Source organism: Mesorhizobium sp. Mes31 (assembly GCF_024519675.1).
Lineage (GTDB): Bacteria > Pseudomonadota > Alphaproteobacteria > Rhizobiales > Rhizobiaceae > Mesorhizobium.
The window spans coordinates 501,440-522,305 of sequence record NZ_JALJRL010000003.1; the positions used below are offsets into that span (position 1 = coordinate 501,440).

Annotated in this window: 20 protein-coding genes; 8 read left to right on the forward strand and 12 right to left on the reverse strand. The window is 64.5% G+C overall.

What is annotated here, in order from left to right; all coding sequences use genetic code 11:
- Positions 1-23 precede the first annotated feature (23 nt).
- The 3 genes from NR193_RS07650 to NR193_RS07660 all read left to right on the forward strand — a co-directional run bounded on the left by NR193_RS07650 (position 24) and on the right by NR193_RS07660 (position 3,469).
- Positions 24-758, forward strand: a complete 735-nt coding sequence (locus tag NR193_RS07650) for a 16S rRNA (uracil(1498)-N(3))-methyltransferase (RefSeq protein ID WP_256750300.1) — start codon at positions 24-26, stop codon at positions 756-758.
- A gap of 245 nt (positions 759-1,003) precedes the next feature.
- Positions 1,004-2,377, forward strand: coding sequence for a glutamate--cysteine ligase (locus NR193_RS07655; RefSeq protein WP_256750255.1), 1,374 nt, complete (start codon positions 1,004-1,006; stop codon positions 2,375-2,377).
- Between the two features lie 90 nt (positions 2,378-2,467).
- Complete coding sequence (locus tag NR193_RS07660; RefSeq protein WP_256750256.1) at positions 2,468-3,469, forward strand: DUF937 domain-containing protein; 1,002 nt, start codon at positions 2,468-2,470, stop codon at positions 3,467-3,469.
- Positions 3,470-3,640: 171 nt separating this feature from the next.
- Here the strand turns inward: NR193_RS07660 and NR193_RS07665 are convergent, their stop codons facing one another.
- Entirely contained in the window at positions 3,641-3,931 is a 291-nt protein-coding gene (locus NR193_RS07665) for a DUF1127 domain-containing protein (RefSeq protein ID WP_091585998.1), read from the reverse strand.
- Positions 3,932-4,109: 178 nt separating this feature from the next.
- On the opposite strand from NR193_RS07665, the gene NR193_RS07670 reads away from it, so the two are divergent.
- From NR193_RS07670 to NR193_RS07680, 3 genes are all read left to right on the forward strand, one after another.
- Positions 4,110-5,066 (forward strand): LysR substrate-binding domain-containing protein, encoded by a 957-nt coding sequence (locus tag NR193_RS07670; RefSeq protein ID WP_091586000.1) that lies wholly within the window; start codon positions 4,110-4,112, stop codon positions 5,064-5,066.
- A gap of 79 nt (positions 5,067-5,145) precedes the next feature.
- Entirely contained in the window at positions 5,146-6,711 is a 1,566-nt protein-coding gene (xseA, locus tag NR193_RS07675) for an exodeoxyribonuclease VII large subunit (RefSeq protein WP_256750257.1), read from the forward strand.
- A gap of 4 nt (positions 6,712-6,715) precedes the next feature.
- Positions 6,716-7,834, forward strand: a complete 1,119-nt coding sequence (locus NR193_RS07680; RefSeq protein ID WP_256750258.1) for a P1 family peptidase — start codon at positions 6,716-6,718, stop codon at positions 7,832-7,834.
- Between the two features lie 69 nt (positions 7,835-7,903).
- Here NR193_RS07680 and NR193_RS07685 read toward each other — a convergent pair whose 3' ends face one another.
- From NR193_RS07685 to NR193_RS07735, 11 genes are all read right to left on the reverse strand, one after another.
- A complete protein-coding gene (locus NR193_RS07685) occupies positions 7,904-8,158 on the reverse strand; it encodes a DUF768 domain-containing protein (RefSeq protein ID WP_091586006.1) in 255 nt (84 codons plus the stop codon).
- A 443-nt stretch (positions 8,159-8,601) separates the two neighbouring features.
- On the reverse strand, positions 8,602-9,600 hold the full coding sequence (doeB, locus tag NR193_RS07690) for a N(2)-acetyl-L-2,4-diaminobutanoate deacetylase DoeB (protein WP_256750260.1): 999 nt from the start codon (positions 9,598-9,600) through the stop codon (positions 8,602-8,604).
- Between the two features lie 5 nt (positions 9,601-9,605).
- A complete protein-coding gene (gene doeA, locus NR193_RS07695; protein ID WP_256750261.1) occupies positions 9,606-10,784 on the reverse strand; it encodes an ectoine hydrolase DoeA in 1,179 nt (392 codons plus the stop codon).
- Positions 10,785-10,822: 38 nt separating this feature from the next.
- On the reverse strand, positions 10,823-11,815 hold the full coding sequence (gene eutC / locus NR193_RS07700; RefSeq protein WP_256750262.1) for an ectoine utilization protein EutC: 993 nt from the start codon (positions 11,813-11,815) through the stop codon (positions 10,823-10,825).
- Positions 11,812-12,804, reverse strand: a complete 993-nt coding sequence (gene eutB, locus NR193_RS07705) for a hydroxyectoine utilization dehydratase EutB (RefSeq protein ID WP_256750263.1) — start codon at positions 12,802-12,804, stop codon at positions 11,812-11,814. Before eutB ends, eutC begins: the two co-directional genes overlap by 4 nt.
- Before the next feature lie 5 nt (positions 12,805-12,809).
- Complete coding sequence (gene eutA / locus NR193_RS07710) at positions 12,810-13,589, reverse strand: ectoine utilization protein EutA (protein ID WP_256750264.1); 780 nt, start codon at positions 13,587-13,589, stop codon at positions 12,810-12,812.
- A 3-nt stretch (positions 13,590-13,592) separates the two neighbouring features.
- On the reverse strand, positions 13,593-14,252 hold the full coding sequence (gene ehuD, locus NR193_RS07715; RefSeq protein ID WP_256750265.1) for an ectoine/hydroxyectoine ABC transporter permease subunit EhuD: 660 nt from the start codon (positions 14,250-14,252) through the stop codon (positions 13,593-13,595).
- Between the two features lie 34 nt (positions 14,253-14,286).
- Positions 14,287-14,946 carry an ectoine/hydroxyectoine ABC transporter permease subunit EhuC gene (ehuC, locus tag NR193_RS07720; protein ID WP_256750266.1) on the reverse strand — a complete coding sequence of 220 codons (660 nt, stop codon included), beginning with the start codon at positions 14,944-14,946 and terminating at the stop codon, positions 14,287-14,289.
- Between the two features lie 155 nt (positions 14,947-15,101).
- Positions 15,102-15,953 carry an ectoine/hydroxyectoine ABC transporter substrate-binding protein EhuB gene (gene ehuB, locus NR193_RS07725; protein WP_256750267.1) on the reverse strand — a complete coding sequence of 284 codons (852 nt, stop codon included), beginning with the start codon at positions 15,951-15,953 and terminating at the stop codon, positions 15,102-15,104.
- 83 nt (positions 15,954-16,036) lie between these two features.
- A complete protein-coding gene (gene ehuA / locus NR193_RS07730) occupies positions 16,037-16,828 on the reverse strand; it encodes an ectoine/hydroxyectoine ABC transporter ATP-binding protein EhuA (RefSeq protein WP_306279971.1) in 792 nt (263 codons plus the stop codon).
- 268 nt (positions 16,829-17,096) lie between these two features.
- Positions 17,097-18,482: a PLP-dependent aminotransferase family protein gene (locus NR193_RS07735; RefSeq protein ID WP_256750268.1), complete on the reverse strand. Its 1,386-nt coding sequence runs from the start codon at positions 18,480-18,482 to the stop codon at positions 17,097-17,099.
- An 83-nt stretch (positions 18,483-18,565) separates the two neighbouring features.
- Here NR193_RS07735 and NR193_RS07740 point away from each other — a divergent pair, with 83 nt between their 5' ends.
- Both NR193_RS07740 and NR193_RS07745 read left to right on the forward strand, forming a co-directional pair.
- The gene (locus NR193_RS07740) at positions 18,566-19,057 is read left to right on the forward strand and encodes an Lrp/AsnC family transcriptional regulator (protein WP_256750269.1); all 492 of its coding nucleotides are present in this window, start codon (positions 18,566-18,568) and stop codon (positions 19,055-19,057) included.
- A 135-nt stretch (positions 19,058-19,192) separates the two neighbouring features.
- On the forward strand, positions 19,193-20,686 hold the full coding sequence (locus tag NR193_RS07745) for an NAD-dependent succinate-semialdehyde dehydrogenase (RefSeq protein WP_256750302.1): 1,494 nt from the start codon (positions 19,193-19,195) through the stop codon (positions 20,684-20,686).
- Positions 20,687-20,866 lie beyond the last annotated feature (180 nt).

A 20,866-nucleotide genomic window follows, 5' to 3' on the forward strand; every position in this document is an offset into this window, starting at 1 on the left:
ACGGCGTCGCCCATTCCTCGCCAATGCGCGCCAATTACAAGATGCAACGCCTGTTCGTGCCCGACGATCTCGGGGCGGATGTCGAGTTCGATGCCGGGCAACAGCAAAGCCATTACCTCATGCATGTGCTGCGGCTCGGCGAAGGCGCCGAGATCCTGCTGTTCAATGGCCGTGACGGCGAATGGTCGGCGGCCATCGCAGCGAAGTCAAAGAAAGCGGTCAAACTGAGGGTGCGGACGCTGCAGCGGCCGCAGCCACCGCTGCCCGACCTCATCTATTGTTTCGCGCCGCTGAAGCAGGGCCGGCTCGACTATCTCGTGCAGAAGGCGGCCGAGATGGGCGCCGGCATCCTGCAGCCGGTCGTCACCCAGCACACGCAAGTGGCCAAACCTTCCATCGATCGCCTGCGCGCCAATGTCGTCGAAGCCGCCGAGCAATGCGGCATCCTGGCGGTGCCGGACGTGCGCGAAGCGGAAAAATTCGATCGCCTGCTGACCGGCTGGGACAGAGAGCGGCGGCTGATCTTCTGCGACGAGGACGCCGCGACCAACAATCCGCTGCCGGCCTTGCAGGCGGTGACGGAGAAGAAGCTTGGCCTGCTGGTCGGACCGGAGGGCGGCTTCTCCGATGACGAGCGCAAGATGCTGCGCGCCCTGCCCTTCGTGACAGCCATTCCGCTCGGACCGCGCATCCTGCGCGCCGATACGGCGGCGGTGGCAGCACTGGCTGTGATCCAGGCAACGATCGGAGACTGGTGAGACTTCATCTCCTGCAAGGGACGGACCGGGCCGTGGCGTTCAATTCCTGTTGACCTGTGGCTCAGGATTTTTCGCTTGATCGTCTGCTGACATTTCGTCCATCTAGCGCCGGCGGCCGTCCGGCCGCCCTGCAGCGCCGCGCCACCTTTCGGACGCGCAAAGAACGCTGTAGCACTTTGATTGGGCACATGATCCCTTCCGAAATCGAAGGCCGATTTTCGGGGTCATGTGCGGAGGGCTTGATCATGGCGCGCGATACAACCGATTTCAGGCCCATCGAAGGCATCGACGAACTCGTCGAGCACCTGGCCGAAGGCAACAAGCCGCGCGACAAGTGGCGCATCGGCACCGAGCACGAGAAATTCCCGTTCTATGTCGACGGCAACGCGCCTGTGCCTTATGGCGGCGAGCGCGGCATCCGCGCCATCCTCGAGGGCATGCAGGAAAAGCTCGGCTGGGATCCCATCATCGATGACGGCCGCATCATCGGCCTGGTCGAGCCCACCGGCCAGGGTGCGATTTCGCTGGAGCCCGGCGGCCAGTTCGAATTGTCCGGCGCGCCGCTGGAGACGATCCACCAGACCTGTCGCGAGGGCAATGCCCATCTGGCGCAGGTGCGCGAGATCGCCGAACCGATGGGCATCCGGTTTCTTGGCCTTGGCGGCAGCCCGAAATGGTCGCTGGCCGAGACCCCGAAAATGCCGAAGTCGCGCTACGAGATCATGACGCGCTACATGCCCAAGGTCGGCAGCAAGGGCCTGGACATGATGTACCGCACCTGCACGATCCAGGTGAATCTCGACTTCGAGAGCGAGGCCGACATGCGGCGCAAAATGCAGGTGTCGCTGAAGCTGCAGCCGCTGTCGACGGCACTGTTCGCCAATTCGCCGTTCACCGAGAGCCACCCGAACGGATTGCAAAGCTGGCGCGGCGACATCTGGCGCGACACCGACAACCAGCGCTCGGGCTTGCTCGAATTCTGCTTCTCGCCTGATTTCGGCTTCGCCGACTATGTCGAATGGGCGCTCGACGTGCCGATGTATTTCGTCATTCGCGACGGCCACTATCACGACATGACACATGTCACCTTCCGTCAGTTCATGGCCGGCGCCGCGCGCAACGAAGTGCCGGACGGGCTGCCGACGATGGGCGACTGGGCGAACCATCTGTCGACGCTGTTTCCAGACGTGCGGCTGAAGCGGTTTCTGGAGATGCGCGGCGCCGACGGCGGGCCGTGGCGGCGTATCTGCGCGCTGCCGGCCTTCTGGGTCGGGCTGCTCTATGACGAGGCAGCGCTCGACGCCGCCGAGGCGTTGACCTCGAGCTGGGCCTACGACGAGGTGCTGGCAATGCGCAATGCGGTGCCGGAACAAGGCATTTCCGCGCCCTTCCGCAACACCACTCTGCGCGAGATCGCGCGTGACGTGCTGGTCATCTCGCGCATGGGCCTGAAGAACCGCGGCAAGAAGAACCGCGACGGCTACGACGAAACCTCGTTCCTCAACACTTTGGACGAAGTGGTCGCGCGTGGCACCACCAGCGCCGAGGAACTGCTCTCCGCCTATCACACGCGCTGGGGCGGCTCGATCGAGCCGGTGTTCATGGAATACGCCTATTGACCCTGCGCGTTAAGGAGCGGCAAAAGTCGCTTCAATCGGGCATCGAAACGAATTAGGCTCTCCGCCGAGGATTTCCCGGAGGAGAAGCCGATGCCTACCTTGTTCGACATGCTGGCGCAGGCCCAGAACGGCAACGGCATGCAGGCGCTTGCCCAGCAATACGGGCTTTCGATGCAGCAGACGCAGGCAGCGGTTGCCGCACTGCTGCCGGCCTTCTCGCAGGGGCTGCAACGCAACACCGCGGACCCCTATGGGCTCGGCGCCTTCATGACGGCGATGGCGAGCGGCCAGCACGCCAAGTATTTCGAGGACGCAACGCGGGCCTTCTCGCCGCAAGGCGTCGACGAGGGCAACGGCATATTGGGGCATCTGTTCGGCTCGAAGGATCTGTCGCGCGCCGTGGCCAGCCAGGCAGCGCAGGCGAGCGGCGTCAGCCAGCAGATCCTGCAGCAGATGCTGCCGGCGATCGCCTCCATGGTCATGGGGGGACTGTTCAAGCAGACGACCAGCCAGATGCAGGCCGCTGGCGGTTTCGGTGGCGGCAGCAATCCGCTGGGCGAGATCATCGAACAGATGATGCGGCAAGGCGGCATGCAGGCCCCGGCCCCACAGCCTCCGATGGACAATCCGTTCGGCAAGGTTTTGCAGGATATGTTCGGTGGCGGGACGCCGCAGCCGCAAAGCCAGCCGCAGCCGGCACCCAATCCCTATGGCGACAATCCGCTCGGCAAGGTGCTGCAGGACATGTTCGGCGGCGGCGCGCCGCAGCCGCAAGGCCGGGCGCAACCGCAGCCGCCACAGACACAGGGCCCCTACGGCGACAACCCGCTGGGGAAGATCTTCGAGGAGATGCTGCGGCAAGGTGGTGGCGGCGGCTTCGGCCTGCCCGGCGGACAGCCGGCGCCGCAGCCTCAGGCACCGCAGCAGCCTCAGGCACCGCAGCCGCAGACCAACCCGAGCGGCCGGCCACGGAACCCGTTCGACGATCTGTTCGGCAAGATGTTCGAGACCGGCGCCCAGCAGCGCGACGAGTATCAGAAGGGCGTGGAAACGATTTTCGACCAGTTCAAGCGCGATATGGACCGGCGCTAGCCGGCAAGCCGACGGCCGGTCTTCGGCAACGCAGAAAAGAAAAGCCCGGTCCTTGGGAGGACCGGGCAACGTGCAGGCAGGCCGGCGGGGAACCGGCAGGGAGTGGGGAGCCTGCAGAACCTTGGTCGCGCTGAACCCCGAAAAGGTTCAACAGGACCGAAACTCAGCCGATCACGCCACCTTGCGGGCGATATCCTCGATCGTCTCGACGCGATCACTTGCGATTTCGCGCAGGATCGCCGTCGGGTCGCGGCCAAATGGCACGTCGATGGCGACATGGAGGTCGGCGCGCGTCAGGCCGATATCGGCGAGTTCGGCATCCGACATTTCGCCGAGACGATAGAAGGCGCGACGATTTTTCCAGGCGCGGTAGGCGTTGGAGACGGTGTTTGCCACGCGCGTCGCAACGGCCGGACGCGAGGTAATACGCGAGGTCTCGGTGGCGAAATCAAACGTGGTCATTGTCGGTCTCCTTCAGACTCGAACGGGCAAAGCCTTGCCAAACGGCGCTGGCGACAGCGCCGTTTCGGCTTCGATTCACATGCCTTCATGTGGATATCGGCAATTTGCCATCGCCCGATTGATTAATCCAACGAATGTTTCTAATCTTTAGCATCAACACTAGTGATGGATTGGACCGATGAAAGCGCCGCTCGATCTTGATCAGTTGCAGACCTTCATCTCGATTGCCGACACAGGCAGCTTCACACGGGCGGCCGAAGAGGTGCACCGGACCCAGTCGGCGGTATCCATGCAGATGCGCCGGCTGGAGGAGCGGATCGGCAAGCCGCTGTTCGAGAAGGATGGGCGCACCAACAAGCTGACCGAGGAAGGCGACAAGCTGCTCTCCTACGCGCGGCGACTGCTCTATCTCAACCGCGAAACGCTGGCGGCCTTCGACGACCAGCGGCTCGAAGGCACGATCCGCATCGGCACGCCCGACGACTATGCCGACCGTTTCCTGCCCGAGATCATGGCGCGCTTCACGCGCTCCAATCCGCGCGTCGAACTGACCGTCATCTGCGAACCGACGCCGGGGCTGGTCGAACATATCAAGCGCGGCAATCTCGATCTGGCGCTGGTGACGCACAACGACACGCGCGGCCAGTCGGAAGTGGTGCGGCGCGAGCCGCTGCTGTGGGTCACCTCGGCCAACCATGCAACGCACGAGCAGCAGACACTGCCGATGGCCTTTGGCCGGCCGAACTGCATCTGGCGGCGCGCCGCCGTCGACGTGCTCGACAGGCAGAACCGCGACTATCGCATCCTGTTCACCAGTTTCTCGGCAACCGTCATCACCGCGGCGGTGCTTTCGGGACTGGCGATCTCGGTGCTGCCGGAATGCGCGCTCAGGCCCGGCATGCGGGTGCTGGGCGAAGCCGACGGCTTCGGCGCCCTGCCCGATTGCCGCATCGGCATCATGCGCGGCCAGACATCGCGGCCGGAGATCGTCGACGCGCTCGCCCGCCATATTTCGGAAAGCCTGGACAACATCTCCGTGCCGCTGGGCGAAGAGACCGGGACATTCGACTTCGCCGCGCTCGCCTTCGCCAAGATGAAGCGAGCCAAGCCGAACCAGATCCTGCCGGGCTGGTAGGCGGGGTCTCCCGGCTTATGAACGCCTGGAGTGACACGGACGCCTTGACGTGGGGCGCCAACCATCGCCCAATCGGACGATGAGCGAGGCAGCATCCGAATCACGCACCAACGCCACCGAATACACGGTGAGCGAGATTTCCGGCGCGCTGAAGCGCACGGTCGAGGACGTCTTCGGCAATGTGCGGGTGCGCGGCGAGATATCCGGCTATCGCGGGCCGCATTCCTCCGGCCACGCCTATTTCGCGCTGAAGGACGACCGCGCCCGGCTCGACGCCGTGGTGTGGAAGGGCACGATGAGCCGGCTGAAATTCCGCCCCGAGGAGGGGATGGAGGTAATCGCCACCGGCAAGCTCACCACCTATCCCGGCAAGTCCAACTACCAGATCGTCATCGACAATCTGGAGCCCGCCGGCGCCGGAGCGCTGATGGCGCTGCTGGAAGAGCGCAAGCGCCGGCTGCAGGCCGAGGGCCTGTTCGACAGCGGTCGCAAGCGGTTGTTGCCATTCATGCCGCGCGTCATCGGCGTCGTCACCTCGCCGACAGGGTCCGTCATCCGCGACATCATCCACAGGATCAAGGACCGCTTTCCGCTGCATGTCCTGGTCTGGCCGGTGCGCGTGCAGGGTGAGACATCAGGCGCGGAAGTGGCCGCCGCCGTCAACGGCTTCAACGCACTGGCCTGGGATGGCCCCATTCAGCGCCCGGACCTGTTGATCGTGGCGCGCGGCGGCGGCAGCCTCGAAGACCTCTGGGGCTTCAACGACGAGGCGCTCGCCCGCGCCGTCGCCGCCTCCGGCATTCCGGTGATCTCGGCCGTCGGCCACGAGACCGACTGGACGCTGATCGACCTCGTCGCCGATGTGCGGGCGCCGACACCGACGGGTGCGGCCGAAATTGCCGTGCCGGTGAAGGCCGACCTCGAGGCGACGCTTGCCAGTCTTGGCGCGCGGCTCAAGGCGGCGGTCTTGCGCAATTTCGAACGCAAGCGGCAGGCGGCCCGAGCGGCCGCCCGCGCGCTGCCCTCGCCCGATCAATTGCTGGCGCTGCCGCGCCGACGCCTCGACGAAGCGACATCCAGGCTCGGCCGGGCCCTGTCCGTCAGCGTCGACCGCAAGCGGGCACGGCTTCAAGGCCAAAGGCTGACGCCGGCCACGCTGTCGCGGCGCATCAACGAAGCCCGCACGCTGACCGGCCGCGACCTCGCCCGCGCGCAGGCGGCGTTCTTCGCCATCGTACGCGAGCGCCGCGCGCGATTCTCGCGCACCGCGACGCGGCTGTCGCCGGCACCGATCGCACGGCGCCAGAAACTGCAAGGAGACGCGCTGGCAGCACTGGCGCGCCGGCAGGATCGGGTGATCTCGGTGCGGTTGGAGCGCCTGCGCGGACAACTGAGCCAGGCCGATCGCCTGCTGACCACGCTTTCGCACAAGGCCGTGCTGGCGCGTGGCTTCGCCCTGGTGAAGAACGCCGACGGCGCCGTGATCAAGCAGGCGGCCGATGTGGCGTCGGGGATGGCGCTTTCGCTGGAGTTCGCCGACGGCACCGCGGATGCGGTTGCGACCAGCGGCGCGGCAAAACCGAAAACGGTGGCCAGGCCAGCGGCCAAGGTCAAGGAGCCCGGCAATCAGGGATCGCTATTCTAAGGCCATGACCGACAATCCGCACCATCTGGCAGCACCATCCGGCAAGCCGCGCGCAAGGAGCTTCGGCATCGGCTTCGATGGGACGCCCGGGCCGTTCAATGCGATCACCGACGTGGCCGGCGTCGCGGTCGGTTATTCGACGCTTGTTTCGGGCGATGGCGCGCTCGTCGTCGGCCAGGGACCGGTGCGCACTGGCGTGACCGCGATCCTGCCCAGGCCGCGCGCCGATCTTGCCACGCCGGTCTTTGCCGGCATCTTCAGCCAGAACGGCAATGGCGAACTGACCGGCTCACACATCGTCGAGGAAACCGGCGCTTTCAACTTTCCGATCACCATCACCAACACGCATTCCTGCGGCGTCTCACGCGACGGCACGCTGCACTGGATGCAACGCGTGCTGCCGGCGGCACTCGACAGCGCCTGGGGCCTGCCGGTGGCGGCGGAGACCTATGACGGCTTCCTCAACGACATCAACGGCCACCATCTGACGTTCGAACACGTTGCCCATGCGCTTGACGGCGCCGCCAGCGGCCCGATCGAGGAAGGCAGTGTCGGCGGCGGCACCGGCATGATCACCTTCGGCTTCAAGGCCGGTTCCGGCACCGCATCGCGCGTCGTCGAATGGCACGGCCGCGCCTATGTGGTCGGCGCCTTCGTGCAGTCGAATTTCGGCAAGCGGCACAATTTCACGGTTCGCGGCCTGCGCGCCGGGGCCGAGCTCGCCGAACCGGCGATCCGCGAAGGCACGCCGCGCGCCGAAAAGGGCTCGATCATCGCCGTCATTGCCACCGACGCGCCGTTCCTGCCGCATCAGATGAAGCGGCTGGCACGCCGCGTGCCGCTCGGCGTCGCCATGACCGGCGGCTTCGGCTATCACAGTTCCGGCGACATTTTTCTCGCCTTCTCGACCGCCAATGCGAGCGCGGCGCTGGCACCGTCAGGCCGGATCGCCAACGCTGATTTTGTTCCGGACACCGACATCGATCCGTTTTTCGATGCGGTGATCCAGAGTGTGGAGGAAGCGATCCTCAACGCATTGGTCGCCAATGACGACATGACTGGGCGCGACGGTAACTTCGTCCCGGCGCTGCCGAAGACGTGGCTGAAAGAGAAGTTTGGCTGAACGGAACAGCCGAGACAAAAACGCGGCCCGAATGGACCCGCGTTTCAAGACAGGGTCGCCCCTAAGCGGTCATTCCGCGGCCTTGCTGGACGCCTGCTGATTTTCGTCGGCCTCGGCCGCTTCCTCGAGCCGGGAGGCTATGAGTTCCTGAATATCGCCGACTTCCTCCTGGATGTCCTCCAGGGGTATGCCGACTTCCGCCGCCTTGGCAGCGCATTCCTTGGCCAGTGTCTCGGCCTGCTTCTCGATCCTGGCCTGGGACGGCTGGCACTGGACCTTTTCGCCGATCCATCCCCGCAAGAACTCGATCGCGTGTTCACTCATACTGCTGTTCCCTGGCGGCAAAGCCGGTTGGTAATCATAAACGTCGGCATCCCGCAAAGGATGCATGTCCCTATTCCAGCCGAGTCGTCGCCAACCGGCAAGCCGATCTGATCCAAGGTCCACAGAGCCAAAGGAAATCGAGGGTTCAAGAGCATTTTCTGATTCTGGAGGGTTGGTACCGTTGGCTGGGCCACACTCAGCTTTGCGCCACTGTTTCTATTTGCTTTTTTCCGGTTTCCGAGCCGATTTCGTCACAATAGATGGCGCAATGCGTAACACATTTACAGTTGCCCCGGGGTGCTGCCTTCAGGCTCGCGGGTCGAAGCCGCCGCTATATAGTGACATCCTCATGCAATGTCGACTCTGCTCGTCATCCTGCTTCTTTCCGCCGCGTCAGAGGGCTCAGCGAGGAATGCAAGGCAAGAAATCCCCTGCGGAATCGTTCAGACTTCCACAGCCACCACGGCCGCGCAGTCGCCGGCCTTGACCAGGCCGGGGAAATGTCGCGCCGCCAGCAGGCCCGACATTTTTGCCCGGATTTCCTGGGGCGCAATACCGGTACGGCCGACGGAATGGATCCGCGCCAGCACCATACCTTCTTCGACGGGTTCGCCAAGATCGACCATAGTCTCGATCATGCCGTCATCCTCGGCGAACGAGAAACAGTCCCCCGACGGCATGTCGAGCCATTGCGTCGGGCTCGTCTCGACCGCGCCGGCGACGATGCCGGCATGGCGCAGCACGTTGAGCACGCCGCGCCGCGCGATCCGCACGGTTTGCGCGCGCGAGGTGCCGCCACCGCCCAGTTCTGTGGTGATGAACAGTTTCCCCATCTCCTCGGCGGCAGTGTCGAACATGCCGACCGCATCGATCTCCAGCATCTTCATCGACCAGGGCGCGGAAAATGCTTCGACAGCCGCGAACCCCTGCGCCTCCAGCGCCTTGTCCGGCCGGATATGGGCTGCGCAGAAGGGCACGAAGTCGAGTGTCCTGCCGCCGGAATGGAAATCGAGCGCGATGTCGGAGCGCGGCAGCAATTCGCGCTGGAAATAGTCGGCGATCTTCTCGGTCACCGTGCCGTCCGGCCGGCCGGGAAAGCTGCGGTTCATGTTGCCCTTGTCGATCGGCGAGGTGCGTGTGCCGGCGCGAAAGGCCGGATAGTTCATCGCCGGCACGATGATCACCGTGCCGCCGACATGCTTCGGGTCGAGCGTGCGGGCGAGCTCGTAGAGCGCCAGCGGCCCCTCATACTCGTCGCCATGGTTGCCGCCGGTCAGCAGCGCTGTTGGCCCCTTGCCGTTGCGGATGACGCAGATCGGGATCATCACCGAACCCCAGGCCGAATCGTCGCGGCTGTAGGGGAGGCGCAGGAAGCCGTGTTGGACACCGTCGCGGTCGAAATCGACGGTCGGCGCTATCGGCGAGGGGCGGAGACTGGACATCGGTTTCAATCCTTCACCACCAGCTTGCGCGGCACATTGGCGAGGCACTCTACACCGGTTTCGGTGATCAGGATCGACTCGGTGATCTCCAGTCCCATCGTCTCCAGCCACAGGCCGGTCATGAAATGGAAGGTCATGCCGGGCTTGAGCTCGGTACGATCGCCGGGGCGCAGGCTCATCGTGCGTTCGCCCCAGTCCGGCGGATAAGACAGGCCGATCGGATAGCCGGTGCGGTTGTCCTTGACGATGCCATGTTTCTTCAGCACCGCGAAGAAGGCATTGGCGATGTCCTCACAGGTGTTGCCGGGTTTCGCGGCCGCCAAGCCCGCTTCCATCCCTTCCAGCGTCGCCTTCTCGGCATCGAGGAACTCTTGCGTGGGCTTGCCGAGGAACACGGTGCGCGACAGCGGGCAGTGATAGCGGTGATAGCAGCCGGCGATCTCGAAGAAAGTGCCCTCGCCCCGCTTCATCGGTCTGTCGTCCCATGTCAGATGCGGCGCCGAGGCGTCGGCGCCGGACGGCAGCAGCGGCACGATCGCCGGATAATCGCCGCCAATGCCGTCGACGCCGCGCGTGCCGGCATCATAGATCTCGGCGACCAGATCGCATTTGCGCATGCCGACCTCGATCTTGTCGAAAATGCGCTGGTGCATGGCTTCGACGATGCGGGCGGCCTTACGCATATAGTCGATTTCGGTGGGGCTCTTCACCGCGCGCTGCCAGTTCACCAGAGCGGTGGCATCGACGAAGCGGGCATTGGGCAAATGCTTTTGCAGCGATGCAAAGGCGGCGGCGGAGAACCAGTAATTGTCCATCTCGACACCGATGGAGAGCTTGCCCCAGCCGCGATCGGCAAGCACGCCGGAGAGATAATCCATCGGGTGGCGCTCGGTCGACTGCACATAGTTGTCGGCGTAGCCGACGATATTGTCGTGCGCGAGATAGGCGGTGCGCTTGGCGCCGTTGGCGTCCTGGCCACGGCCGTACCAGACCGGCTCACCCGATGGTGGCACGATGACCGCCTGGTGCACATAGAACGACCAGCCGTCATAGCCGGTCAGCCAGGCCATGTTGGACGGGTCGCTGACGATCAGGAGATCGACACCCTTGGCCTCCATGGCTTGCCGCGTCTTGGCGAGGCGCTCCGCATATTCGCCGCGCGAGAATTTCAGGTTCGGCATCATTCTTTTGCTTCCTCGTTTGTTGGGCCTTTCGGCCAGCATCAGCTTTCGAAAATCGTTCCGGAATTGGTCACGCGCGCCCCGTCGCGAGCGAGCGTGGCAATCGCGGTGTCCTGCACACCAGTGCCGGTCAGGTCGGCGACGGTGATGTCGCTGGCCGAACGCCGGCCATGTCGTTCGCCGGCGATGATCTGGCCGAGTTCGGTCACTTGTTCGTCGGCGGCCATGACGCCCGCCGCGATGGCGTGGTGCAGCTCGCCCAGCCGTCTTGTCTGGCGGGCGCTGTCTGCGACATAGAGATCGGCCATGCGCAGGATGGCTGGTGCGATTTCGTTCTTGTGCTCGGCGTCCGAGCCCATCGCGGTGATGTGCTGACCGGCGGAAACGAAACCCGCCTTGATCAGCGGCTCGGTCGAGGGCGTGGTGGTGACGATGATGTCGGCGCCGGCAACGGCCCTTGCTGCATCGGGCTCGGCGCGCACGACGATGCCGAGCCTTTCGCGCAAGGCGCCGGCTGCGACCTCGGCCTTGATGGCATCGCGCGCCCAGATACGCGCCTCGGCGATCGGCCGCACCAGCATGAGAGCTTCCAGCTGCAATCCGGCCTGCACGCCGGCGCCGAAGATCGTGGCGACAGCCGAATCCGACCGCGATAGATGCCTGGCCGCGACCGCCCCGGCGGCCGCCGTGCGAACATCGGTGAGATAGCCATTGTCGAGCAGCAGCGCTTCGACCAACCCTGTCTTGGCGGACAGCAGCACCATCATGCCGTTGACACTGGGCAGGCCGAGCTTCGGGTTGTCGAAGAAGCCGGGACTGATCTTGATGGCGAAGCCGTCGATGCCGGGCACATAGGCGGTCTTCACGTCGACCTCGCCGCGATGCTCGGGGATGTCGAGGCGCAGGATCGGCGGCATCGCCACCGGCAAGGTGGCAAGCGCGCGGAAGGCGTTTTCGACGCAAGCGACGGCGTCGAGATCGAGCGTCACGATCTCGCGCAATTCGGCTTCGGTGAGGATCGTCATCCGGCTCATGCTGCGCGCTCCGAAGTTGTCGCCACCTCGCCGCAGACGATTGTCCGGTGCAGACCCATATCGATGTTGCGGCCCGAGAGCAGCACGACGACCGGCCCGTTTGCCTTGACCTTGCCAGCGAGCAGTGCCGCGATGCCGACCGCGCCGGCGCCTTCGACGATCTCGCGCTCCTGTGCATAGGCGTGGCGTATGCCGGCGGCGATTTCATCCTCGCTGAGCAGGATGACATCATCGAGCAGGTCGCGGCACATGGCGAAGGTCAGCTGGTTGTCGAGGCCAATGCCGCCGCCGAGTGAATCCGCCAGCGTCGGCAATTCTTCCACCAGTATCGGTCGGCCGGCATCGAGGCTGGCCTTCATCGCCGCGCCACGCGCCATCGAGACGCCGATGACTTTTGTTCTGGCACTGACGCCCTTGACGGCGGCGGCGATGCCCGAGGCCAGTCCACCACCGGACAGCGGCACCAGAACAAGGGCGGCGTCCGGGACCTGCTCGAGCATCTCCAAGCCGAGCGTGCCTTGTCCGGCGATGATCGCGGGATGGTCGAAGGGCGGCAGCATGACCAGCCCCTCTTGCGCCATCAGCCGCTCCACCTCTTGCTGGGCATCGTCCTGACTGTTGCCGACGACGCGGATTTCCGCGCCAAGACGGCGGATTTCGTCGATCTTGTTGCCTGGCACCAGACGCGACATGCAGATCACCGCGCGCATGCCTTCAAGCTTCGCCGCATGCGCCAGCGCCCGACCGTGATTGCCGGTTGAGGCCGCAACCACGGCGCGCGCCTTCTGCTCGGCATTCAGCGAAGCGACGGCATTCGAGGCGCCGCGCAATTTGAAGCTGCCGGTGATCTGGCGGTGTTCGAGCTTGAGATGGATCGGGCTTCCCAGTTGCTCGGAAAGACTCGGGGATAGCGCGGTTGGCGTGTGCTCGACCTTGCCGGCAATGTGCTCACGCGCGGCGCGGATATCGCCAAGGGTGACTGTCGCCATGATCATCAATCGCGCGGCAGCGGCAGCGTCATCAGACGACCGAACTCAGGGTGGGCTGTCTCGTCGCCGCAAAGACGCAGGCAGCTCCACGCGGTCGCTTGATTGCTGGTGACCACCGGGCGGCCGATCGCCTGTTCCATCCCGGTGACCGCGAGCGCGGCCCGCAGCGCAGTGCAGGACACGAACAATGCTTCAGCCTGCGCGTGTGTCGCCTGACGCGCGAGATCGACAAGCGCCGGCGGGGCGATGCGCGCCATCTCGCGGTCGTCCTCGAAACCGAGACAGGTGAAGCTGGCGATCTCGAACCCTTTCGCCGCGAAATAGGCCGCCATCGGCCTGCTGGTCTCGACCGTGTAAGGAGTGAGGATGCTGATCCTGCGCGCACCGAATGCATTCAGCCCACGTACGCCAGCCATTGGCGGCGTGACGACGGCCACGCCGGGCTTGGCGGCCTGGATCGCCGCCTCGATCTCGGTATCGCCAATCACCACCGAGGCCGAAGTACAGGAATAGCAGATGGCATCGAGCTTCTCGTCGGGCAGGATCAGCGCCGCGCCGGCCGTCAGCGCCGGCTGCATCTTGCGCAGATTCTCCGGTGTCGTCGGATTGGCGTAGGGGATGCGTGCGACATAGACGCCGATCCGCTCGCTCGCCACCATGCGGCGAAAGTCCGGTTCGGTCGTGTGGTCCGTGGCAAGGATGATCAGGCCGACGCGCCGCTGCAGCGGGCGATCATCCAACGCCGGCCGTCTCGGATAGACCTTTATCTCAGGCAAGGGTTTCACGGACTACCTCTCGATCTTGCCGTAGCGGCGTTCCAGCCAGCGCAGCAGCACGACCGAGCAAAGACTGATGGCGAGGAAGAAAGCGCCGACCAGCGTGATCGGCTCGATATAGCGGTAATAAGTATTGGCGACGCTTTTCGCCTGGTTCATCAGCTCCAGCACGGTGATCGCCGACAGCAGCGGCGTTTCCTTGAACATGGCGATGAAATAATTGGCCAGCGCCGGGATCATCGGCGGAATGGCCTGCGGAATGATGATGTGGGTCCAGGTTTGGCTGGCGTTGAGATTGCACGCCTTGGCGGCCTCCCACTGGCCACGCGGCACATTGTCGATGCCGGCGCGGTAAACTTCCGCCGTGTAGGTGCCGTAATGCAACCCGAGCCCGATGACGCCGGCGACGAGCGGTGGCAAAAGGATGCCGATGTCGGGCAGCACATAGAAGATGAAATAGAGCTGCACCAACAGCGGCGTGCCACGGATGAATTCGGCCAGAAAGCCGACCGTGCGCGACAAAGCCCTGTTTGGCGAGCGGCGCGCCAGCGCGATGCCCAGCCCGACAATCGCCGCCAGCACAGAACCGAGCAGCGTCGCCAGGATGGTGATCTTCACCCCCTGGATCAGGGTCGGCATGATTTCCCGGACGAAATTCCAATCCCATTCCATCAGCAGGCCCAATTTATCAGAAGGGCGTTGGCCATCAGACGCGCACCCCGTCAAGGCCGCGCGCCATGCGGCGTTCCAACGAGCGCACGCCCCACGAAATGAGCAGCGCCAGGATGAAATAGATGATCAGGATGGTGGTGAACGGGACCATGGTGTTGCCGGTCTGGGCGCGCACCACCTGTGCCTGGAAGGTCAGGTCTGCGAGCGAGATCAGCGAAACGACGGCGGTCGCCTTGAGCAGTTCGATGGCATTGTTGCCAAACGTCGGCAGCATCACCAGAAACGCCTGCGGCAGGATGACGTGGCGCATGCCTTGCCAGCGGCCGAGATTGAGCGCGATGCAGGCCTCGTGCTGTTCGCGGCCAATCGACTGCACGGCGCCGCGCACCACTTCGGCGGCATAGGCGCCGACGTTCAAGCCGAGTGCCAGCACGCCGGCCTGCAGCGGGGTGAGTTCAAGGCCAATCAGCGGCAGCACGAAATAGGCAAAGAACAGCTGCACGAAGATCGAGGTGCCGCGGAAGAATTCGATATAGGCGGTGGCCAGCGCGCGTAGCACGAAGAAACGCGACAGCCGCCCCATTCCGGCGAGGAAGGCCATGATCAGAGCGAGCACCGACCCCATCAGCGTCAGCTCGATGGTGACAAGCGCTCCCTGCAATATCAGGCCGAAATAGCCGGACCACTGGGTCATTGAGTTGAGTTTTCCTTACCGATCATCATCGAACGTCGGAGCCGCCCCTCATCCGCCCTGCCGGCACCTTCTCCCCGTAAAGGGCGGGGAGAAGGGAGAGCTCCAACGTTGGCGCCCCCTCCCGTTCTTCACGGGGTGAGGGCGATGGGCGGCGCCTACTTCGCCGCGCAGAGTTTGTCGCGCGTCGTCGACATCGCCGCCGCCGCAGAGAAGCCGTAGGGCTCGATGATTTTGGCGAACTCGCCGGACTTCTTCATCTTGGCCAGTTCGACATCGTAGGCATCACGCAACGCCTCGTCGCCCTTCTTGAAGGCGGCGCCGTCGCAATAGACCGGCGCGCCCTGCACCGGCGCGATGACTTCGAGGTTCGGGTCCGCGGCCTTCTTGACCAGGTCGTTGATCGACAGAACGGGGAGCGAATAAGCGTCGATGCGGCCGTCCTGCAGCATCTTCACGCCGCTCTGCCCATCCGGCACGACGATGACACGTTCGCGTGGCACGCCGGCGTTGAGCGCCAGCTTCTCCTCGGTGCCGCCGCCGGGCGCGCCAATCGTCGCCGTCGTGTCCTTGGCGACATCCTCGTAGCTCTTGAAGCCTTTCGGATTGCCCTTCTTCACCAGCATTGCCTCGGCGTCGCACAGCACCGGCTCGGAATAGGCGACCGCCGCGCATCGCTCCGGCTTCATGAACAGGCCGGCAGTGACGACGTCGAAGCGGCCGGCCTGAAGGCCGGGGATCATGGCGCCATATTCGGAGATCGAGGCGACGATGTCGTTGACGCCAAGACGCTTGAATATCTCACGCGCCACATCGGGTGCGGCACCCGAAACCTTGCCGTCGGCGGCGACCGCCGTATAGGGCGGCTCGTTGGCGATGGCGACGCGGGCGAAACCTTGCGCCTTCAACTGTTCGAGCTTGCTGTCGTCGGCCGAACCGGCGGTCGAGGCGGCCAGCACCGCCGTCAGTGCAAGGCCGGCGACGCCGGCCAGAATGCCAAGTTTCTTCATTGTTCCCAACTCCTTGTTTCTTGTCTTGGTTTTGGCTTCTTGCCTTGGTTTGTCTGGGGCGATCTTCCGCCCCCGCAAAGCGGTCAGACGCGATGTCCAGCCGCGATGATCTTCTTCAGGAAGCCTTGCGTGCGCTCCTGCTTGGGATGACGGAAAATCTCGTCGGGCTTGCCCTCCTCAACGATCTTTCCACGATCGAAGAACAGCACCCGGTCGGCGAAGTCGTGGGCAAAACCCATCTCGTGGGTGACCAGCAGCATGGTCATGTCGGTCTCGGCGCAGAGCCGCCACAACACGTTGAGCACCTCTTCGACCAGTTCGGGGTCGAGCGCCGACGTCACCTCGTCGAACAGCATGATTTTCGGCTGCAGGGCGAGCGCCCGGGCGATCGCCACGCGCTGCTTCTGGCCGCCGGACAGCTGCGCCGGCATCGCCTTGGCCTTGTCGGCCATGCCGACCATCTCGAGCAGTTCCATCGCCCGCTTTTCAGCGGCGGCGCGCGGCATGCCCTTGGTCAGCATCGGCGCCAGCGTGACATTGTCGATGACGCTCTTGTGCGGAAACAGGTTGAACAGCTGGAAGACCATGCCGATCTTCTGGCGCATCCTGGCCAGATGGCGCTCGTCGGCAAGCAGCAACTGGCCATTGCGCTCCATGTGATAGAGATGCTCGCCGTCGACCTGGATGTGGCCGCCATCGATGCGCTCCAGCGTCATCAGAATGCGCAGGATCGTCGTCTTGCCCGAGCCGGACGGGCCGATCAGCGCCAGCTTCTCGCGTGGCATGACCTGCATCGACAGGCCGTCCAGCACCTTGAAGCTGCCGAAGCTCTTCGAGATGGCGTCGATCTTGATGATGGGCGCGGTTGCGGACAATTGAATTTCCCCGTGCTGGAGAAGCCTATGCCCTTAACGATGCGGAACCCGCAAAATCATGTCAATTGGGAAAATAATATCATGACAATATTTCCCATTCCGCACAATTATTGGGCAGCAGGTGCCCGAGTGCGCCGAGATTCGGGTCAGGCCGAGCCGAGAATGGCGGCGTCCGAGAACCGGAACGGAGCGTACTTTCGTACGTGAGTACCGGAAGCGCAGGAGGCCGACTTTCGCAGGCCGGCGTCACCGAATAACGGCGCACTCGCTAAATTGCGAGCAGCAGATGCTCCGGATCGCCAAGCAGCAGCTTGGTGACAACGCCGAGACCGGCACGCAGTTCCCCCTCGGTGGTCGAACCCAGCGAGATGCGCACCGCCGGATGCCATGGCGCGTCCGAGATGCGGAAGGAGGTGCCGGGCGCGATCGCCACGCCCCGCAGCCGTGCCTGGGCGACAAAGCTCTCCTCGGCGCGATCGGCGGGCAGTTGCAGCCAGACATGCAGCCCGTCGCGTCTGGCGCGATAGTCGACCCCGGCCAGCACCTCGGCGGCGATGTCCTGCCGCCGCCGCAACGCCGTGCGTTGCCAGCGGACAAGTTCCATCGCCGTGCCGTCGGTCACCCATTTGGTTGCGATCTCGGCCACCAACGGCGTCGCCATCCAGTTGGAAACCAGATGCCGGTTGGCGACGGCGGCGACATAGCGGTCGGGAGCGGCGAGATAGCCGATGCGCAGGCCAGGCACGGTGATCTTGGTGAAGGAGGTGACGTAGAGCGTTCGCTCCGGCGCAAAGGCGGCGACCGGCGGCGGCCGATCCTCGACCAGGGGACCCAGCACATCGTTCTCGATGATGGCGATGTCGTGTTTGCGCGCAACGGCCGCGATCTGCTCGCGCCGTGCGGCATCCATCAGCGTGGCCGTCGGATTGATCACCGACGGCTGCACGAACACCGCACGAATGTCGGATAGCCGGCAGGCCTCGTCCAGCGCCTCGGGGATCAGGCCATTGCCGTCGATCGGCAGGCCTTCGAGGTTGAAGCCGAGATAGCGCGCCAGCGGCACCAGCGTGTGGTGACCGATCGCCTCGGTCGCGACGGTGGAGCCGGGCGGCGCGACGCTCATCAGCGCCACCGTCATGCCGGCGGTGGCGCCATTGGTCAGGCTGATGTTCTGTGCGGAGATGTCGAGCCCGCACAGCTTCAGCCATTCGACCGCCACCGCGCGGTGGCGCGGAAACACCATATTGGGCCGGAAGGATAGCGCCGAACTCGACGGCAGGTTTTCGGCGAGCCACCCCAATGCCTGCTTCAACCGCTCCAGATGCATCGGCTCGCAGACCGGCTTCAGGATCGAGAGATCGATGACCTCGCCCAGCCGCTCGGGCAGATAGGGCGGCTCCGGCTCGCGGCGCTGCGTCTGGACGAAGCTGCCGCGACCGATCTCGCCCGAAATCAGGCCCCGCCGGATCAGCTCCTCATAGGCGCGGCTGACCGTCTGCACCGACAGTTTCAAATCGTCGGCCAGCCGGCGATGGGTCGGCAGCCGTGCGCCATTGGCAAGGCGCCCATCATGGATGGCGCGCGCGAACTGGTCGGCCAGCGATTGATAGGCTGGCCGCCGGATGAGGGCGGGATCGGGTTGCCACAATGTCATGACTTATTAGAGATCGAAATCAGTGCAATTGACAATCGAAATAATGCGCCGTCATGGTGCGGCGGACGAAAAAGTGGACGCCGATGACATCAGCCAAACTCGACGCGATCGACCTGAAAATCCTCGAAGCCATCCAGCGTGACGGACGCATCACCAAGCTGGCGCTTGCCGAGCAGGTGGGGCTGTCGCCAACGCCGTGCTGGATGCGGCTGCGCAAGCTGGAAAAGGCCGGCATCGTCTCGGGCTATCACGCCCGCATCGCCATGCGCGTCGTGGCGCCGGTCGCCACCGTGCTGATGGAGGTGACGCTGGCCACCCACCGCCAGGCCGATTTCGACCGCTTCGAGCGCGTCATCCGCGACATCCCCGAGATCGTCGCCTGCTGGTCGGTGGGCGGCGGCGTCGACTATGTGCTGAAGGTGATGGCGCGCGATATCGACGCCTATCAACGGCTGGTCGACGGCTTGCTCGAGCGCGAAATCGGCATCGACCGCTACTTCACCTACATCGTCATCAAGACGGTGAAGGACGAGACCGTTTTGCCGGTGGCCGATCTGCTGCCGGTACAGATGTAACGGCTTCCGAGAGAGATCCTTTGCACGGGCCGCGCAATAGAGACAATCTCTCTACGCACTGGTGCTTAAACAGCCTCTTTCCTTCGCGGGACGGACCTACTCTTGCGGCATCACCCCAATCGGGAGCAGCCGATGATGTCCGCGCATTTTGCCCGTTCGCACCGCCATGAGGCGCTCGACCGCCTCGCCGACCGCCGGCTGCTGCGTGAGCTTGCCTATGTCGACGGCCACTGGACGGCGAGCGAGGCGGCCGAAAGCTTCGAGGTCACCGATCCGGCGACCGGCACCACCGTCGCGTTCGTTGCCGCGCTGGATGCGGGGCAGACGACAAAAGCGATCGACGCCGCCGCGCGGGCTTTCCCGGCCTGGCGGTCATTGTTGCCGCAGGAGCGCTCAAGGATTCTGCGAAAATGGTTCGAGCTGATCATCGCCGCGAAGGATGATCTGGCCCTGCTGATGACGCTGGAACAGGGCAAGCCGCTGCAGGAATCACTGGGCGAGATCGACTACGCCGCCTCCTTCGTCGAATGGTATGCCGAGGAGGCCAAGCGCCTGAACGCCGAGAGTGTCACCAGCCACCTGGCGAACGCCGAAATGATGGTGCGGCGCGAGCCGCTTGGTGTCGTCGGTGTCGTCACGCCGTGGAATTTTCCGTCGGCGATGCTGACCCGCAAGGCGGCCGCAGCACTCGCCGCCGGCTGCACCATCGTCGCGCATCCGTCCTCGGAAACGCCTCTGTCGGCGCTGGCGCTGGCCGAACTCGGCGAGCGCGCCGGCCTGCCGGCAGGTGTCTTCAACATCGTCACCGGCAAGGCTTCGACGATCGTCGGCCGGATGTGCGAAGACCCGCGTGTTCGCGCCATGAGCTTCACCGGCTCGACAGAGATCGGCAGGCTGATCGCCGCACAAAGTGCCGCGACGATGAAGCGGCTGGTGATGGAGCTTGGCGGCCACGCGCCGCTGATCGTCTTTGCCGACGCCGATCTCGACAAGGCCGTGAGCATCGCCACCGACGCCAAGTTCGCCACCTCCGGCCAGGACTGCCTCGCCGCCAACCGCATCTATGTGCAGCGTCCGATCTACGATCGCTTCTGCGCCGCTTTCGCCGCGCGCATCGAACAATTGCGGACCGGCAACGGCCTTGCTCAGGAAATCGAGATCGGGCCGCTGATGCATGAGCGCGCCGTCCAGAAGGTCGAAGCGCAGGTCGCCGATGCGCTGACCCATGGCGCGCGCTGTCTCACTGGCGGTGCGCGGCACCAGGCCGGGCCACTGTTCTACCAGCCGACGCTGCTGGTAGATGTCGCCGACGAAGCGCTGATCATGCGCGAGGAGACCTTCGGTCCCGTCGCCGCCGTCACTCCGTTCGACAGCGAGGACGAGGTGATTGCCCGCGCCAACGCCACCGAATATGGCCTAGTCGCCTATGTCGTGACCGAGAACGGCGCCCGCCAGCAACGCATGGGCCGCGCGCTCGACTGCGGCATGGTTGCCATCAACCGCGTCAAGATCACCGGCGCGCCGATCCCGTTCGGTGGCGTCAAGCAGTCCGGCATCGGCCGCGAGGGCTCGCGCCACGGGCTCGAAGCCTTCACCGATCTCAAATATCTCTGCCTGGACGTAGCCTAAGATGTGTCGATATTCAGGTGATGCCGGCCTGCAAATGCCAGGTTTCTGCGCTTCCGGTGCTCACGGACTTCATGTCCGCTCCGCTCCGGTTCTCGAAACCCGCCATTTTCGACTCGGCCTGACCTGAATCTCAACACATCTTAGGTCGTTAGGGCGCGTCCGCTTTTTCCTTAGGAGTCA

Excerpts from the sequence above, each read along its gene's own strand:
- NR193_RS07665 (WP_091585998.1), bottom strand. The coding sequence starts at position 3,931 with ATGACCACGTTTGATTTCGCCACCGAGACCTCGCGTATTACCTCGCGT.
- ehuC (WP_256750266.1), bottom strand. The coding sequence starts at position 14,946 with ATGACCCAGTGGTCCGGCTATTTCGGCCTGATATTGCAGGGAGCGCTT.
- NR193_RS07745 (WP_256750302.1), top strand. The coding sequence starts at position 19,193 with ATGTCCGCGCATTTTGCCCGTTCGCACCGCCATGAGGCGCTCGACCGC.
- doeB (WP_256750260.1), bottom strand. The coding sequence starts at position 9,600 with ATGTCCAGTCTCCGCCCCTCGCCGATAGCGCCGACCGTCGATTTCGAC.
- NR193_RS07680 (WP_256750258.1), top strand. The coding sequence starts at position 6,716 with ATGACCGACAATCCGCACCATCTGGCAGCACCATCCGGCAAGCCGCGC.
- NR193_RS07650 (WP_256750300.1), top strand. The coding sequence starts at position 24 with ATGCGCGCCAATTACAAGATGCAACGCCTGTTCGTGCCCGACGATCTC.
- ehuB (WP_256750267.1), bottom strand. The coding sequence starts at position 15,953 with ATGAAGAAACTTGGCATTCTGGCCGGCGTCGCCGGCCTTGCACTGACG.
- eutC (WP_256750262.1), bottom strand. The coding sequence starts at position 11,815 with ATGAGCCGGATGACGATCCTCACCGAAGCCGAATTGCGCGAGATCGTG.
- NR193_RS07735 (WP_256750268.1), bottom strand. The coding sequence starts at position 18,482 with ATGACATTGTGGCAACCCGATCCCGCCCTCATCCGGCGGCCAGCCTAT.
- NR193_RS07685 (WP_091586006.1), bottom strand. The coding sequence starts at position 8,158 with ATGAGTGAACACGCGATCGAGTTCTTGCGGGGATGGATCGGCGAAAAG.
- NR193_RS07660 (WP_256750256.1), top strand. The coding sequence starts at position 2,468 with ATGCCTACCTTGTTCGACATGCTGGCGCAGGCCCAGAACGGCAACGGC.
- NR193_RS07655 (WP_256750255.1), top strand. The coding sequence starts at position 1,004 with ATGGCGCGCGATACAACCGATTTCAGGCCCATCGAAGGCATCGACGAA.
- ehuD (WP_256750265.1), bottom strand. The coding sequence starts at position 14,252 with ATGGAATGGGATTGGAATTTCGTCCGGGAAATCATGCCGACCCTGATC.
- doeA (WP_256750261.1), bottom strand. The coding sequence starts at position 10,784 with ATGATGCCGAACCTGAAATTCTCGCGCGGCGAATATGCGGAGCGCCTC.
- NR193_RS07740 (WP_256750269.1), top strand. The coding sequence starts at position 18,566 with ATGACATCAGCCAAACTCGACGCGATCGACCTGAAAATCCTCGAAGCC.
- NR193_RS07670 (WP_091586000.1), top strand. The coding sequence starts at position 4,110 with ATGAAAGCGCCGCTCGATCTTGATCAGTTGCAGACCTTCATCTCGATT.
- eutB (WP_256750263.1), bottom strand. The coding sequence starts at position 12,804 with ATGGCGACAGTCACCCTTGGCGATATCCGCGCCGCGCGTGAGCACATT.
- xseA (WP_256750257.1), top strand. The coding sequence starts at position 5,146 with ATGAGCGAGGCAGCATCCGAATCACGCACCAACGCCACCGAATACACG.